The sequence below is a fragment of the Verrucosispora sp. ts21 genome (genome assembly GCF_002879555.1).
GTDB classification, from domain to species: domain Bacteria; phylum Actinomycetota; class Actinomycetes; order Mycobacteriales; family Micromonosporaceae; genus Micromonospora; species Micromonospora gifhornensis.
In genome coordinates, this window is the sequence record NZ_PNOZ01000043.1 from 19,686 (window position 1) to 34,092 (window position 14,407).

At 73.2% G+C, this 14,407-nt stretch carries 15 protein-coding genes and 1 pseudogene; 3 read left to right on the forward strand and 13 right to left on the reverse strand.

Going from position 1 to position 14,407, the window contains the following annotated elements:
- Positions 1–50 precede the first annotated feature (50 nt).
- Positions 51–1,349 carry a low temperature requirement protein A gene (locus C1A38_RS19160; RefSeq protein ID WP_102659146.1) on the reverse strand — a complete coding sequence of 433 codons (1,299 nt, stop codon included), beginning with the start codon at positions 1,347–1,349 and terminating at the stop codon, positions 51–53.
- 56 nt (positions 1,350–1,405) lie between these two features.
- Positions 1,406–2,863, reverse strand: coding sequence for a MocR-like transcription factor YczR (gene yczR / locus C1A38_RS19165; RefSeq protein WP_043721521.1), 1,458 nt, complete (start codon positions 2,861–2,863; stop codon positions 1,406–1,408).
- A 61-nt stretch (positions 2,864–2,924) separates the two neighbouring features.
- Here yczR and yczE point away from each other — a divergent pair, with 61 nt between their 5' ends.
- Both yczE and C1A38_RS19175 read left to right on the forward strand, forming a co-directional pair.
- On the forward strand, positions 2,925–3,578 hold the full coding sequence (yczE, locus tag C1A38_RS19170) for a membrane protein YczE (protein WP_373306834.1): 654 nt from the start codon (positions 2,925–2,927) through the stop codon (positions 3,576–3,578).
- A 143-nt stretch (positions 3,579–3,721) separates the two neighbouring features.
- On the forward strand, positions 3,722–4,183 hold the full coding sequence (locus C1A38_RS19175) for a hypothetical protein (protein WP_102659148.1): 462 nt from the start codon (positions 3,722–3,724) through the stop codon (positions 4,181–4,183).
- A 16-nt stretch (positions 4,184–4,199) separates the two neighbouring features.
- Here C1A38_RS19175 and hisF read toward each other — a convergent pair whose 3' ends face one another.
- The 8 genes from hisF to hisD are packed head-to-tail and all read right to left on the reverse strand — an operon-like array spanning position 4,200 to position 10,055.
- Positions 4,200–4,967 (reverse strand): imidazole glycerol phosphate synthase subunit HisF, encoded by a 768-nt coding sequence (hisF, locus tag C1A38_RS19180; protein ID WP_013735060.1) that lies wholly within the window; start codon positions 4,965–4,967, stop codon positions 4,200–4,202.
- Between the two features lie 10 nt (positions 4,968–4,977).
- Positions 4,978–5,703 carry a bifunctional 1-(5-phosphoribosyl)-5-((5-phosphoribosylamino)methylideneamino)imidazole-4-carboxamide isomerase/phosphoribosylanthranilate isomerase PriA gene (priA, locus tag C1A38_RS19185; RefSeq protein ID WP_102659149.1) on the reverse strand — a complete coding sequence of 242 codons (726 nt, stop codon included), beginning with the start codon at positions 5,701–5,703 and terminating at the stop codon, positions 4,978–4,980.
- 19 nt (positions 5,704–5,722) lie between these two features.
- Entirely contained in the window at positions 5,723–6,046 is a 324-nt protein-coding gene (locus C1A38_RS19190) for a hypothetical protein (protein WP_102659150.1), read from the reverse strand.
- A gap of 51 nt (positions 6,047–6,097) precedes the next feature.
- Entirely contained in the window at positions 6,098–6,751 is a 654-nt protein-coding gene (gene hisH / locus C1A38_RS19195) for an imidazole glycerol phosphate synthase subunit HisH (RefSeq protein ID WP_102659151.1), read from the reverse strand.
- Positions 6,748–6,921, reverse strand: a complete 174-nt coding sequence (locus tag C1A38_RS31425) for a CG2302 family histidine operon protein (protein ID WP_373306831.1) — start codon at positions 6,919–6,921, stop codon at positions 6,748–6,750. Before C1A38_RS31425 ends, hisH begins: the two co-directional genes overlap by 4 nt.
- Positions 6,922–6,955: 34 nt before the next feature.
- Positions 6,956–7,567 carry an imidazoleglycerol-phosphate dehydratase HisB gene (hisB, locus tag C1A38_RS19205; protein ID WP_102659153.1) on the reverse strand — a complete coding sequence of 204 codons (612 nt, stop codon included), beginning with the start codon at positions 7,565–7,567 and terminating at the stop codon, positions 6,956–6,958.
- Positions 7,567–8,682, reverse strand: coding sequence for a histidinol-phosphate transaminase (locus tag C1A38_RS19210; RefSeq protein WP_102659154.1), 1,116 nt, complete (start codon positions 8,680–8,682; stop codon positions 7,567–7,569). Before C1A38_RS19210 ends, hisB begins: the two co-directional genes overlap by 1 nt.
- Positions 8,679–10,055 carry a histidinol dehydrogenase gene (hisD, locus tag C1A38_RS19215; RefSeq protein WP_102659155.1) on the reverse strand — a complete coding sequence of 459 codons (1,377 nt, stop codon included), beginning with the start codon at positions 10,053–10,055 and terminating at the stop codon, positions 8,679–8,681. Before hisD ends, C1A38_RS19210 begins: the two co-directional genes overlap by 4 nt.
- 107 nt (positions 10,056–10,162) lie before the next feature.
- On the opposite strand from hisD, the gene C1A38_RS19220 reads away from it, so the two are divergent.
- Positions 10,163–10,864: an LON peptidase substrate-binding domain-containing protein gene (locus tag C1A38_RS19220; RefSeq protein WP_102659156.1), complete on the forward strand. Its 702-nt coding sequence runs from the start codon at positions 10,163–10,165 to the stop codon at positions 10,862–10,864.
- A gap of 208 nt (positions 10,865–11,072) precedes the next feature.
- Here the strand turns inward: C1A38_RS19220 and C1A38_RS31925 are convergent.
- The 3 genes and pseudogenes from C1A38_RS31925 to C1A38_RS19235 form a co-directional block, all read right to left on the reverse strand.
- Positions 11,073–11,749: pseudogene (locus tag C1A38_RS31925) on the reverse strand (DUF2567 domain-containing protein); the annotation flags it as partial.
- Positions 11,746–13,239, reverse strand: coding sequence for a MinD/ParA family ATP-binding protein (locus C1A38_RS19230; RefSeq protein ID WP_102659158.1), 1,494 nt, complete (start codon positions 13,237–13,239; stop codon positions 11,746–11,748). The gene C1A38_RS19230 and the pseudogene C1A38_RS31925, both read right to left, overlap by 4 nt.
- Before the next feature lie 96 nt (positions 13,240–13,335).
- Positions 13,336–14,373: a hypothetical protein gene (locus C1A38_RS19235; RefSeq protein WP_102659159.1), complete on the reverse strand. Its 1,038-nt coding sequence runs from the start codon at positions 14,371–14,373 to the stop codon at positions 13,336–13,338.
- Positions 14,374–14,407: the final 34 nt, after the last annotated feature.

Genomic DNA, 14,407 nt, shown 5'->3' on the forward strand with positions numbered 1-14,407 from the left:
AGCCGGCCCCGCCCGCGGGGCCGGCTCGGCGCGCAGCCAGGTCGGGCCGCTCACAGGTGCCGTCGACGCCACTCGGACTGCTCGGCCTCGGCGGCGACCTGCTCGGCCCACGCCGTCTCGCGCACCTCGCGGCGCAGCGGCGTGTCCACCCACGTCTGCACCACTGTCGCCACCAGCATGATCCCGGTGAGCAGCGCCAGCGCCGTCACCGCCGGCAGCCGCGCGGCGACCGGCGCCAGCAGCGCCAACCCGGCCACCGCGGCCAGGGTCGGCCAGCGCACCAGACGCAACACCCGCCAGCCGAGCGCCGCCAACCCGACCAGGTAGGTCGCCGCCCCGCCGTAGAGCACCGCCAGGTCGAAGACCGGCAGCTCGCCGCCCGGGGTGCTCCGCCCGCCGATCAGTCCCTTGAGCCCCAGGGCGAACAGGACCGGGCCGGCGACCAGCAGCAGATGCAGATAGGTGTACGCGTCCCGGGCCAGCAGGGCACGCGCCAACCGGTTCCGGGTGCGGTGCAGCACCTGCTCCATGGCCAACGCCATGGTGTCGAAGTACGCCCACCACCACGAGCTGACCACCGCCACGGCGAGCAGCGCCGCGACGACCACCCGCCAGGTCAACGGCGACTCGGTGTCGATTCCCCCGCCCAACCCGAGGGCGATGATCGTCTCGCCGAGCGCCACCAGCACGATCAGCGCGTGCCGTTCCGCCCAGTGACCGGCCGACAACACCGTCCAGCCGCTGCCCCGCAACAACAACCCGGCGCCGTACTCCACCGCCAGCGCGACGATCCACAGCGTCAGCCGCAGACTGATCTCGCCCGTGTCGGTGGTCAACGACTGCGGCAGCAGTGCGGCGGCCAGCACCAGCACCCCGACGAGAAGTCCACGCCCGGCCACGAGCAGGAAATGGCGGCGCAACTCCGGATCGCCGCGAGCCAGCCACCCGAAGATCGCCACCTGGCTGGCCCGCACCGCGAAGTAGCAGACGGCGAAGACAAGCGGTCCGGACAGGTCACCGGGCTGGTCCCGGAACGCCTGCGACATGGCGAGGGTGAACACGAAGGCCGCGGCCGTCGTGGCGAACGTGAGGAACGGCAGGACGCCCTGGTCGGTACGGACCACGTTGCCGACCACCGCGAAGCCGGTCCACGCCCACCAGAGCAGCGCCAGCACGATCAGGCACTGCACCAGCCCACGGGCGGTGGGGGTCTCCGCGGTGAGCGTGGTGACCCGGATGAAGGCGAAGACGAAGACCAGGTCGTAGAAGAGTTCCAGGCGGGTGACGCGGGAGCCGGGCGCGCTCGGCCACACCCCTCGCGACCAGCGCACCCGCCCACCATCGTCCACCTCGGCAGTCTGCCCGCCCGCGCCGCGGCGGCGGGGTCGAATCGACAGGTGCCGGTTCAGGCGATGACGCTCGGCTCCCGCCAGCGGGGTGCCCCGCCCCGGTCCAGGTCGTAGCGGACCGCGGCGATCCGTCCGACCGCCTCGACCAGGTCGGCCGACGGCAGGGTGAAGGGCAGTCGCAGGAAGCGCTCCAGGGTGCCGTCCAGGCCGAAGCGGGGACCGGGCGCCAGCCGTACGCCGACCTCCTCGGCCGCCCGCGCCAAGGCGCTGGAGATCGGCCCATCCAGCTCCGCCCAGAGCGTGACGCCACCGCGCGGCACGCTCACCCGCCACTCCGGCAGCCGCGCGGCCAGCGCGCCGAGCAACGCGTCGCGTTGTTCGGTCAGCTGCGCCCGCCGAGCGGCCACGATGGCCGGCGCGGCGGCCATCAGGTGCACGGCGACCAGTTGGTCCAGGACCGGGCTGGCCATGTCGACGCCCACCCGGGCGGCGGCCAGCCGCTGCACCTGCGGGGCGGAGGCGCGGATCCAGCCGATCCGCAGCCCGCCCCAGAACGGTTTGCTCATGCCGCCGATGCTGACGACCCGGGAGTGCCGGTCGAAGCTGGCGGTCGGCGGCGGCAGCACGGCGTCGTCCAGCGACAGGTCCACGAAGGACTCGTCGATCACCAGGTCGGTGCCGACCGCGTGGGCGGTGGCCACCAGCCGCTCCCGCAGCTCTGCCGGCATCAGATGGCCGGTCGGGTTCTGGAAGTCGGGGATCAGGTACGCGACGCGCGGGCGCACCTGGCGCAGCGAGCCGAGCATCAGGTCGGCGTCCCAGCCGTCGAGCTCGGCGGACAGGCCGTGGGTGGTGATCCGAGCCCGTCGGGCGGCGAGCGCGGCCAGCGCGTTGGGGTAGCTCGGCGACTCGACGAGCACGCTGCCACCGGGGGCCAGGGCCAGCCGCAGCACCAGGTCCAGCGCGTGCTGCGTGCCGTTGGTGACCATGATCTGGTCGGGTGAGGTGGGCAGCCCACGGTCGACGTACGCCTGTGCCACCGCCTCCCGCAGCTCGATGATCCCGATCGGGTGGTATCCCGCTCCGCCGAGGTAGCGCGGCAGGTCCTCGGCCGCCGCGCGGGCGGCCGGCAGCAGCTCCGGCGGTGCGGCCAGCGCCGCCACACCGAGGTCGAGCATCTCCCGGTCGTCCAGCGGGATCCACAGCCCGTTGCTCGCCACGCGGTGCGTACCGGGCAGCATCGTCCAACTGCCCGCGCCCCGCCGGCTGGCCAGATGCCCGCTGTCGCGCAACTCGCGGTAGGCGGCGGTGACAGTGGTACGGCTGATCTGCAACGCCTCGGCCAGGTCCCGCTCGGCCGGCAGGCGTACGCCCAGCGGTAGCCGACCGTCGGCGAGCAGGCCGCGTACGGCACCGGCCAGCGCGGCGTAGTCCGGACTGCGTCGACGGCCCGGGAGCGCATGCCATTGCCCGAGCAGGCGGGCCAATTGGGCTCCCCGCACCTGACTTGTCACAGCCACTCCCCGAATATTGGCTCTTCAAAGGCGCGAATTGGCCCCTAGGGTGGCATGCGTGATGCTCATTGGCAACCTGCGCCACCGTCCGGTCCGACGCCTGGTGCAACTCTTCGGCGGGCTGCTCCTCTACGGCGCCAGCATGGCGCTGATGGTCCGCTCCGAACTCGGCCTGAACCCGTGGGACGTGTTCCACCAGGGCGTGTCCCGACTCACCGGACTCAGCATGGGCACGGTGGTCATCGCCGTCGGCCTGCTGGTCCTGCTGGCCTGGATACCGCTGCGGCAACGGCCCGGCATCGGCACCCTCGCCAATGCCGTCGTGGTCGGCCTGGCGGTCGACCTGACCCTGGCCCTGCTGCCACCTGTGGAGCCGCTCGCCGCCCAGATCGCCCTGCTGACCGCCGGGATCGTGGGCAACGGCATGGCCACCGCCCTCTACCTCGGCGCCCGCCTCGGGCCCGGTCCCCGTGACGGGCTGATGACCGGCTTCACCGCCCGCCGACCCGGCCGTTCGCTGCGCCTGGTCCGTACCGTCATGGAGGTCGTGGTGCTGGCCGTGGGCGCGCTGCTGGGCGGCAAACTCGGCGTCGGCACGATCGCCTACGCGCTGGCCATCGGGCCGCTGGCGCAGTTCTTCCTGCCCCGGTTCGACGTGCCGGAGCCGCAACCGGGGACGACGACACCACGGATCGAGCCGGCCCCGACCGCCTGACAATCACTCAACGCAACCATCATCGCCGAGCACCCGCGAGCAACACCCAGGTCAACGCCGACCATTCGAGCCCGCACATCACGTGGCGTAACGCTTGGGTGGGTGGTGTTTTCATGGCACCGATCGGACGGCAGAATCTCCACATGGGGGAGAACGCCTGGCGCCGGACGGATGCATGGATCTTCGTCTCGTTGGTGATCGCCAGCGGCGCGGGGCGGCACCGGCGGTCTCCGACCACCCGCCGCCCCGAGGGCGTACGCCTGGCCGACGTGCTCTCCACGGCCGACCATCTCGACCAGAGCATCCCCGAACGGCACGACATCGAAGAGGCGATCCGGCGGCTGCTCGGCGCCGGCCTGGTCGACGTCGCCGACGGCTGGTTCCGGATCACCCCGGCCGGTGAGCGGCTCTGGCGGTCCCGACCCACCGCCGGGCTGGCCACCACTGTCGACACCGTGCAGAACGTGCTCGACCGCCGGCACGCGCCGGGCACCGCCGAATGGCACCTGGACGAAGCCGAGCACGCCGCCGCAGTGCAGGAATATCTGGTGCGGACCATCCCGATGCCCCGGCAGTCCCCCGAGGGCCACTCCGGGCGCAGCTGACCGACCGCGCAGGGCGTCAGCGGACCGGGTGACCCGCCGTCCGCAGCGCGTCCTTGACCTCGCCGACGGTCAGCTCACCGAAGTGGAAGACGCTGGCGGCCAGCACCGCGTCGGCACCGGCACCGATCGCTGGCGGGAAGTGCGCCACCTCGCCGGCGCCGCCGCTGGCCACCACGGGCACGTCCACCACCCGGCGTACCGCGCCGATCAGTTCGAGGTCGAAGCCGGCCTTGGTGCCGTCGGCGTCCATGGAGTTGAGCAGGATCTCACCGGCACCCAACTCCGCGACCCGCTGCGCCCACTGCACGGCATCCAGCCCGGTGCCGCGCCGGCCGCCGTGCGTGGTGACCTCGAAGCCGCTCGGGGTGGTGCCGGCCGGGGCCCGGCGCACGTCAAGCGAGAGCACCAGCACCTGCCGACCGAACCGGTCGGCGATCTCGGCGATCAACTCGGGCCGGGCGATCGCCGCGGTGTTCACCCCGACCTTGTCGGCACCGGCGCGCAGCAGGGTGTCCACGTCCGCTACCGCCCGCACGCCACCGCCGACGGTCAACGGGATGAAGACCGACTCGGCGGTACGCCGCACCACGTCCAGCATGGTGCCCCGGTCACTTGACGAGGCGGTCACGTCGAGGAAGGTCAACTCGTCCGCGCCGGCCCGGTCGTAGGCCGCCGCCAACTCGACCGGGTCACCGGCGTCACGCAGATCGAGGAAGTTGACGCCCTTGACCACCCGCCCCGCGTCCACGTCGAGGCAGGGGATCACCCGTACCGCCACCGTCATGACACTGTCCTCACTGCTCGGCGAGGGCCCGCAGGGCCTCCGCGACGGTGAAGGCGCCGGCGTAGAGCGCCTTCCCGGCGATCACGCCCTCGACGCCGATCGGTTCCAGGGTGGCCAGCGCACGCAGGTCGTCAAGCGTCGAGACACCGCCGGAGGCGATCACCGGCGCGTCGGTGCGGGCGCACACCTCCCGCAGCAGGTCCAGGTTCGGCCCGCGCATGGTGCCGTCCTTGGTGATGTCGGTGACCACGTAGCGGGCGGCACCGGCCTTGTCGAGCCGCTCCAGCACCTCGTACAGGTCGCCGCCGTCGCGGGTCCAGCCCCGGGCGGCCAGGGTTCGTCCCCGCACGTCCAGACCGATCGCGACGCGGTCGCCGTACTCGCCGCAGATCCGGTCACACCACTGCGGATCCTCCAGGGCGGCGGTGCCGATGTTCACCCGGGTCGCCCCGGTGGCCAGGGCGGCGCGCAGGGAGGCGTCGTCGCGGATGCCACCGGACAACTCCACCTGCACGTCGAGGCGGCGCACCACCTCGGCGAGCAGGTCGGCGTTGGAGCCCCGGCCGAACGCCGCGTCCAGGTCGACCAGGTGAATCCACTCGGCCCCGTCCCGCTGCCACGCCAGGGCGGTCTCCAGCGGGTCGCCGTAGGTGGTCTCGCTGCCGGCGGCGCCCTGCACGAGCCGGACGGCCTGGCCGTCGGCGACGTCCACGGCGGGCAACAGAGTGAGGCTCACGTGTCTTTGTCCTTCCAGATCAGGAACGGCGGTCCAGGGCGACCACCACGATCACCGGCAGTACGAGCAGCAACAGCACGATCAACACGACGCGCAGCGCCAGGTCGGGCACGAGCACCCAGATCAGCGCGATCGCGGCCAGTGTCAGCGCCACGATGGTGGCCCGTTCACGGCGCGAATACCTCAACAGACGTCCCGTCCGACCCCGTCGTACGGTCGGCACCATCCGCCGGATCAGTGCCCGGCGTCGGGCCCGGCGGGCCAGCGCCCGTTCCCGGGCCACCCGTCGGCGCGCCGCCTCCGCCTCCCGGGCCGCACGGCGGCGGGCTCGCTCCTTGCTCACCGCGACCTCCGCGGCACCCGGCCGTCGGACCCGACCGGCCGGCCGTTCGGGTCAGCCATCGGTGGGTACGGTGTCCAGCCAGTTGCGCAGCAACGTGGCACCGGTCTCGGCGGACTTCTCCGGGTGGAACTGGGCGGCCGACAGGGGCCCCCGCTCCACCGCGGCGACGAAATCGGCGTCGTGGTGGGCGGTGGTGACCCGGGCACCGGCCGCGAGAAGTGCGGTGGGGTCGCAGACGGCGTACGAGTGCACGAAGTAGAACCGGCTGTCGGCCGGCAACCCGGCGAACAGCACCGAGCCCACCGGCGGCGCGACGGTGTTCCAGCCCATGTGCGGCAGCCGGGCGGCGGGCAACCGCGTCACGTTGCCCGGCAGCAGCCCCAGCCCCTTGGTGATCACACCGTGTTCGTCGCCGGACTCGAAGAGGATCTGCATGCCCACGCAGATGCCCAGCACCGGACGGCCGGCGGCGACCCGCCCGGCGATCACCGGGCCGGCGCCGAGCGCCTCGATGCCGGCCATGCAGGCGGCGAAGGCACCGACGCCGGGCACCACCAGACCGTCGGCGTCGGCCGCGGCGACCAGGTCGTCGGTGACCGTCACGTCGGCACCGGCGGCGGCCAGGGCCCGCTCGGCGGAACGCAGGTTGCCCGAGCCGTAGTCCAGCACCACGATCCGACGACGGGAGGTGCGCTGATCCGTCACGATCCCTCCCCGGGCAGCAACCACAGCACCCCGGCGACGGTGGCCAGCACCGCAAGCAGCGCGGTGACCACCACCGCGCCACGCGGTGCGCCCTGCCGGTGCAGGGACCACGTCCCACCGACCAGCACCCCGGCGAAGATCAGCAGCAGCGTCGGCAGCACCCCGCTCACCGGCGCCACCCCCGCCCGTACCGCCCGGCGGCCGTCACAGCGCGCCCTTGGTGCTCGGGATCACGCCGGCCGCCCGCGGGTCGATCGCGGTCGCCTCCCGCAGGGCCCGGGACACCGCCTTGAACTGTGCCTCCACCACGTGGTGGGCGTCCGGGTGACCGCCCGGACGGGCCGCCCGGAGCACGTCCACGTGCAGCGTGATCCGGGCCGCCTGGCCGAAGGACTCCCAGATGTGCCGGGTCATGCTGGTCGGGTAGACCGGCCCGATGTACGGCGCCAACTGCGGCTCGTCGTGCACCACGTACGGCCGACCGGACAGGTCGACGGCGGCCCGGACCAGCACCTCGTCCATCGGGACGGTGGCCGAGCCGTACCGGCGGATGCCGGCCTTGTCCCCCAGCGCCTGGTCGAACGCGGCACCGAGCGCCAGCGCGGTGTCCTCCATCGTGTGGTGCGCGTCGATCTCCAGGTCACCCACCGTCTGCACGGTCAGGTCGAAGCCGCCGTGCCGGGCGATCTGGTTCAGCATGTGGTCGTAGAAGCCGACCCCGGTGCTGATCTCCGCCGCTCCGGCGCCGTCCAGGTCGATCTCGACCAGGACCTTGGTCTCCTTGGTGATCCGCTCCACCCGGGCGGTCCGGCTCATCATGTGCCTTTCGGTCGCGGCTGCGGGGCTGACAGGCCCGCGCGCTGGATCTGATCGATGGCTGCCAGGAAGGCGTCGGTCTCGGCGGGCGTACCCGCGGTCACCCGCAGCCAGCCGGGCAGGCCGACGTCGCGGACCAGCACACCATGATCCAGCATCGCCTGCCAGGCCAGGGTCTGGTCACCGTCGACGGCGTACAACACGAAGTTGGCGTCACTGTCGGCCACCCGCAGGCCACGGCGACGCAGCTCGGTGACGATCCGGTCGCGCTGCTGCATGATCGCGGCGACCGTGCCGAGCAGGGCGTCGCGGTGCGCCAGCGCGGCCCGCGCGGCGGCCTGGGTGAGCGCGGAGAGGTGGTACGGCAGGCGGACCAGCTGCACCGCGTCCACCACCGCCGGATCGGCCGCCAGGTAGCCCAGCCGGCCACCGGCGAACCCGAACGCCTTGCTCATCGTGCGGGTGACCACCAGCCGGGGATGCCCGGGCAGCACCGCCAGGGCGCTGACCGTACCCGGGCGGGCGAACTCGGCGTACGCCTCGTCGACCACCACCATCCCCGGCGCGACGTCCAGCACGGCGGAGATCACCGCCGGGTCGAGCGCGGTGCCGGTGGGGTTGTTCGGCGAGCAGAGGAAGACCACGTCGGGTCGGTGTTCGCGGACCTGGGCCACCGCCTCGTCGACGGTCAGACCGAAATCGACGCCCCGGTGGGCCGGCACCCAGCGGGTGCCGGTGCCCAGCGCCAGCAGCGGATGCATCGAGTACGCCGGAACGAAGCCCAACGCGACCCGCCCCGGACCACCGAAGGCCTGGAGCAGCTGCTGCTGGATCTCGTTGGAGCCGTTGGCCGCCCACACCCCCTCGGTGGTGAGCCCGTGACCGAGGTAGGCGGCCAGGTCGGCGCGCAACGCCAGCGCGTCACGGTCCGGATAGCGGTTGAGGTCCCGCAGCTCCGCCGCGACCGCCTTGCCGATCGCCTCGACCACCTCGTCGGGCACCGGGTACGAGTTCTCGTTGGTGTTCAACCGCACCGGCACGTCCAGCTGCGGAGCGCCGTACGGCGACCGACCGCGCAGGTCGTCACGGATCGGCAGATCCTCCAGCCGGGTCATGCGGGATCACCGGCTCGCGACTGCGGGGCTCGCAGACCCGGCTCACTCCTCGCGCTCACGGGATCACCGAACCGGACACTTACCGCCTGGCCGTGCGCCGGCAGGTCCTCGACTCCGGCGAGGGTGACCACGTGCGGTGCGACCTCCCGCAGCGCCGCCTCGGTGTACTCCACCAGGTGGATGCCGCGAAGGAAGGACTGCACCGACAGCCCCGACGAGTGCCGGGCACAACCGCCGGTGGGCAGCACGTGGTTGGAGCCGGCGCAGTAGTCGCCGAGCGACACCGGCGAGTACGCGCCCACGAAGATCGCCCCGGCGTTGCGTACCCGCATCGCCCACTCCCGCGCGTCGACCGTCTGGATCTCCAGGTGCTCCGCCGCGTACGCGTCGACCACCCGCAGCCCGGCCGCCAGGTCGTCGACAAGCACGATGCCGCTCTGCGGTCCGCGCAGCGCGGTGTCGACCCGCTCGGCGTGCTTGGTGGCCGGCACCTGTCGGGCCAGTTCGCGGTCCACCGCGTCGGCCAGCGCCACCGACGGCGTGACCAGCACGCTGGCCGCCAGCGGGTCGTGCTCGGCCTGGCTGATCAGGTCGGCGGCGACGTGCACCGGGTCGGCGCTGTCGTCGGCCAGGATCGCGATCTCGGTGGGGCCCGCCTCGGCGTCGATGCCCACCACGCCGCGCAGCAGCCGCTTGGCGGCGGTGACCCAGATGTTGCCCGGCCCGGTGATCATGTCGACGGGTGCGCAGTGCGCGCTGCCGGCGGCGTCGACCGCACAGCCGTACGCCAGCATGGCCACCGCCTGGGCGCCGCCGACGGCGTAGACCTCGTCGACACCGAGCAGGGCGCAGGCGGCCAGCACCCGCGCATCGGGCAACCCGTCGTTGTCCTTCTGCGGCGGGCTCGCCACCACCAGCGACCGGACACCGGCTTCCTGGGCGGGCACCACGTTCATCACCACGGTCGACGGATACATCGCCAGACCGCCGGGGACGTAGAGACCGACCCGCTCGACCGGAACCCAGCGTTCGGTGACGGTGCCGCCCGGCACCACCGTGGTGGTGTGATCGGCGCGACGCTGATCTGCGTGCACCTTGCGGACCCGGGCGATCGCCTCCAGCAACGCGGCCCGCACCTGCGGGTCGAGCGTGCTCTCCGCCGCCGCGATGGCCTCGACGGGCACCCGCAGCACCTCCGGCGCCACCCCGTCGAACCGCTCGCTGGCCTCGCGGACCGCCGAGTAACCATGCTCACGGACCGCCGTCACGAGCGGACGGATCTGCTCGACAGCCACCGAGACGTCGAGCTGGGCACGAGGCAGCAGGTCACGCGGGTCGGTCAGGCCGCCGCGCAGGTCGATGCGGTTCAACACCCCTGCGAGTCTAGGCGGCCCGTCAGGGCAGCGGCCCGCGCCGCCCGTAGGCCGGGACGGTGAGCCGGAACACTCGTCACCGCGCCGGTGCGGCTACCCTCGATTCCGTGACCGCACGGCTGCCGGTGTTCCCGCTCGCCACGGTGCTCTTTCCCGGGCTGGTGCTGCCGCTGCACATCTTCGAGGAGCGTTACCGCGCCCTGATCCGGCACCTCATGCAGCTGCCCGAGGGGGCGCCACGCGAGTTCGGGGTGGTGGCCATCCGCAGCGGCTGGGAGGTGGCACCCGCCCCCGGCCGGGTCGTCGCGGGCAACGGGGAGGTGACGCTGCACGAGGTGGGTTGCACCGCCGAGCTCCGGCAGGTCACCGAGTTGGCCGACGGCGGCTTCGACATCGTCACCGTGGGGCGACGCCGGTTCCGCGTCGAACAGCTCGACCGCCAGGCCGCGCCGTACCTGACCGCCGAGGTGAGCTGGCTGCCCGAGCCGACCGGTCCGGACGAGGCGGCAAACCTGTTGGCGGCGCGGGTGATCGCCGTCTTCCGGCAGTACCTCGGCCTGATGCGTCCCGAGGCCGGTCAGCTGACCGAACAGCTGCCGGAGGATCCGACCGTGCTCTCCCACCTGGTGGCCGCGACCGCGGCGCTGAGCGTGGCGGACCGGCAGCGGCTGCTCGCGATCGACGACACGGCGGCCCGGCTGCGCGCCGAGCTGACCCTGCTCAACCGCGAGGCGGCTCTGCTGCGCCAGGTGCGGGCGGTTCCGGTGCCGCTGGCGGAGCTGGCCACGCCCCCGCCGGCCCCGAACTGACCCCGTCCGCCCCCGCCGACTCCGGACCGAACCCGTTCGGCCCGACCGCCCCCGGACTGAAACCACCCGGTCTGGCCGGGCCTGGGAACGGGCCGGCCGGGCCGACGCCGGGTCCGGCGGGCGGGTAGCCACCTCCCGCGCCCGGCACGGCCGGCCAGGGTGCCGGTCCGTATACGCCCGGCGGGTAGCCGGCCGCCGGGTACGGCAGGGCCATGTCGGGCTCCGGCTCGGGGCGCAGCGACGGCCACCGCGACCACCCGGCCAGCAGGGTGTACGTCACCGCGGCGCCGAACGCCGGCAGGAGCAGGTTGCCGTGCGGCACCGGCAGCACGCCGAGGAACAGATCGATCCCACCGGCCCGCAGGTCGGCGGGCTTGGTGAAGGCGGTGCCCGCCGGCGCGGTCTCCAGCAGACGTTCGTACGTGCTCAACCCGACCCGCCGACCGACCTGCCAGGCGACCACCGCGGCGGCCAACGCGCCGAGCACCACCACGAACAGCCCGACCGGGCCCCGGCGACGGCGCAGCACGAACCACAGGGCGAGCCCGGCGAGCACCCCGAAGGCCAGGCCGAGCAGGCTGAACCAGCCGTCAGCGGCGACCGGCTGCTCCGGCTGAGGTTGGCCGTAGACCGCGCCGTTGTCGGTCTTGATCACCGGAGTGGCCGGGGAGATCACCGCCCACAGCAGCCCCAACGGCACACCGAGCAGGGTCAGGCAGAGCACGGCCGCCCCGCCGACCGCCAGAGTCCGGCGCGGTGCGTCGACGCGGGTCTGCGGGTCGGCCGGCCAGGCAGCTGCGGGCGGTTCGACGGCGGGGATCTCCGGGCTCACCCGATGATCCTCGCAGCTTCCGACGCGAGGTGTACACGGTGTGGTCGCCTCAGCGGGCGAACGGCTCCAGCATCACCGCTGCGGCCTGCATCCACGCCTGTCGGGTCTCGGCCTGGAGCTGGTGATACTCGATCGAGGAGCCGGTCTCCAGGGCCGGGTCGTAGGGCACCACGGCCACCGCACGGGTACGGGTGGCGAAGTGCTTCTCCAGGTCGTTCTGCAGCGGCAGCCGCCCCGGCGTGGGGCAGGAGATCAGGGTCACCGCATTGTCGGCCAGCTCACCCATGCCCTCGGAGTGCAGCAGATCGAGCATCCAGTCCGCGCTGAACGCGGCGTCCTCGCGCGGCACCGTGGTGACCACCAGCTGGTCGGCGGCGTGCATCACCGTACGCCAGTTCGGGCTCTCCACGTTGTTGCCGGTGTCCACGCAGATCACGTCGTGGGTGCGCCGGAGCAGTTCCAGTACCCGCTTGACGGTGAACTGGTCCAACCGCTGGGCGAACCGGGGGCTCTCCTCACCGGCGAGCACGTCGTACGACCCGTCGGAGGCGTGCCGCAGGTAGTCGTCGAGGGCCTCCAGCAGGTCATTGCCCTCCCGGATCTCGATCTGCACCAGGTCGGAGACCAGATGCCGGATGGTCCGGGCGTGGCGGGCGCTGCCGGCGCGCAGCCCGAGGGTGCCCCGCAACTCGTTGTCGTCCCAGGCCAGTACGCCGCGTCCGCGTACGCTGCCGATGGTTGCCGCGCCCAGCACCGTGGCGGTGGTCTTGTGCACCCCGCCCTTGGGATTGGCAAAGGCGATCACCCGCGGCGTGCCCAGGTCCTTGCGCAGCACGGCGGCGGCGCGATCCCACTCGTTCTCGACGCTCTGCGCCCGCCATTCGATCCGCCCGGGGCGACCGGCCACCGTGGCCGACGCGACCGCCGCCGGGGACCCTGCGGGCCCTTGCGGCGCAGGAGGCCCCGGATACCCAGAAGGCGTTGGATGCGCAGAAGGGCCCGGATGCGCAGAAGGGCCCGGATGCGCAGGAGGCGCGGGTGGACCGGGCAGCAGCGGCGGCGCGGGTGCCGGGGCGGGCGGCTGGTAGCCGTTGTCCAGCAGGGCGTAGCGGGAGTCGATCGGCGGAGCGGCATGCCGGTAACCGTTGTCCAGCAGGGTGTACCGCGACTCCACCGGCTCCGGTCGACGTGGCTCCGGCACCTGCGGATAGGCCGGCTGCTCCGGCTGGTATCCCGGTTGACCGCGGTACGTCTGTGGGGCCGGGCGGGCGGCGTCGAGCCGGTAGCCCGCCTCGGCGCGGTAGCCCGGTTCGGCACCGTACGCCCGATCCATCGGTGGGCCCGCGGCCGTGGCACGCCCCGAGTAGCCGGAGCCCGACGTGCGGCGCGGGAGCGGCTCGGTCGGCGGTGGCGGTTCCTCGGCCTGCCGGTCGGTCGATGCCTGCTCAGCGCCGCGACCGCCGAGGCGGGCTCGGTCGAGCAGGGCCCGCCACCGCGGTGCCGGCTCAGCGGGCCGCCCCCAACCGGTCTCGCTGCCGTCCACGGCTCGCCTCCCCAGCGCCTCGGTCTCCGTCTGACAGGCTACGAACGAAACCGTTTGGAAGCCACACCGGGACACCCACCGATGTGTCGGCGACCGTCACGGTGTCAGCTCCGCACCGCCCTCCACCAGAGCGTCCACGTCGCCGTCCTGCAGCGAGTCTGTCGAGGTGGGAGCCGCCGACGGTGCGGCGGATGTCGGGGCCGGTCGGGAAGGAACCGGCGCTGGTGACGAATCCGTCACTTCCGGCGTCTGCGGCACGCGATTCTCGGGCGCTTCCGGCGACGGCGCCTGGGACTCGGCACTTGGCGACGGGCTGGGCAGCAGATCCCGGTCGATCGGTGGACGGGCCACGTCGCGCTGTTCCGGCAGGGGCGGCGTGAACACCGTACGCTCCAGTCGCCGGACCTCCGGCGCCGGATCGACCACCCGTACCCCGGGACGGGCCGCCACACCACGCAGCACCGCCGGTTCGGCCCGGACCACCACGGCGTAGACACAGGCGCAGCCCGTCCGGTAGGCGGCGGCCTCCCGCTCGGCCAGGCGCGCCCCACTGACGTACAGCTGGCGCAGCTCGCGCTCCTGCGGGTCGCCGCCGACCAGCGCGGCGGCCCGGGACCGGTAGTCGGCGGCCTCGCGCGCCTTGCGGGCGGCCAGGTCCGCCATGCCGGCCGTGACGTCGTCGGGCAGCCGCTGGGCCGGAATGCGCACGATCTCGGTCTGCCGGTCCGGCAGCGGCACCCGCCCGAACACGAAGGACACCCCGACGTCTCCGACCACGGCCGCGAGCGACTGCGGGGTAACGTACTCCGAGAGCGAGACCAGGGCGTAGGTGCCCTCGGCCAGCGATGCGCCGCGCGCCAGGCCGGCCAGGTCCGCCGCGGCGGTGCGTTCGTAGCGGGGAATCGAGTCACCGTCGGCGATCCCCACCCGGGTCACCTCGCCGACCGTACGGTCGGGCAACGGTGCGCCGCCGGTGGCGAACACCGCGGTGAACAGCACGGCGGCACAGGACAGCACCGCCACCCAGCTGAGCAGCGAGGCGCGGGCCGTCTTCTGGTCGAGCCGGGTCAACACGGTGGCGAGGCGGGGCAGCAGTCGCTGATCCAGCTGCCGCAGCAGATCGCCGGCGCGCACGGGCGGGCCCCCTCGTCGGTTGGGTCGGGACGGG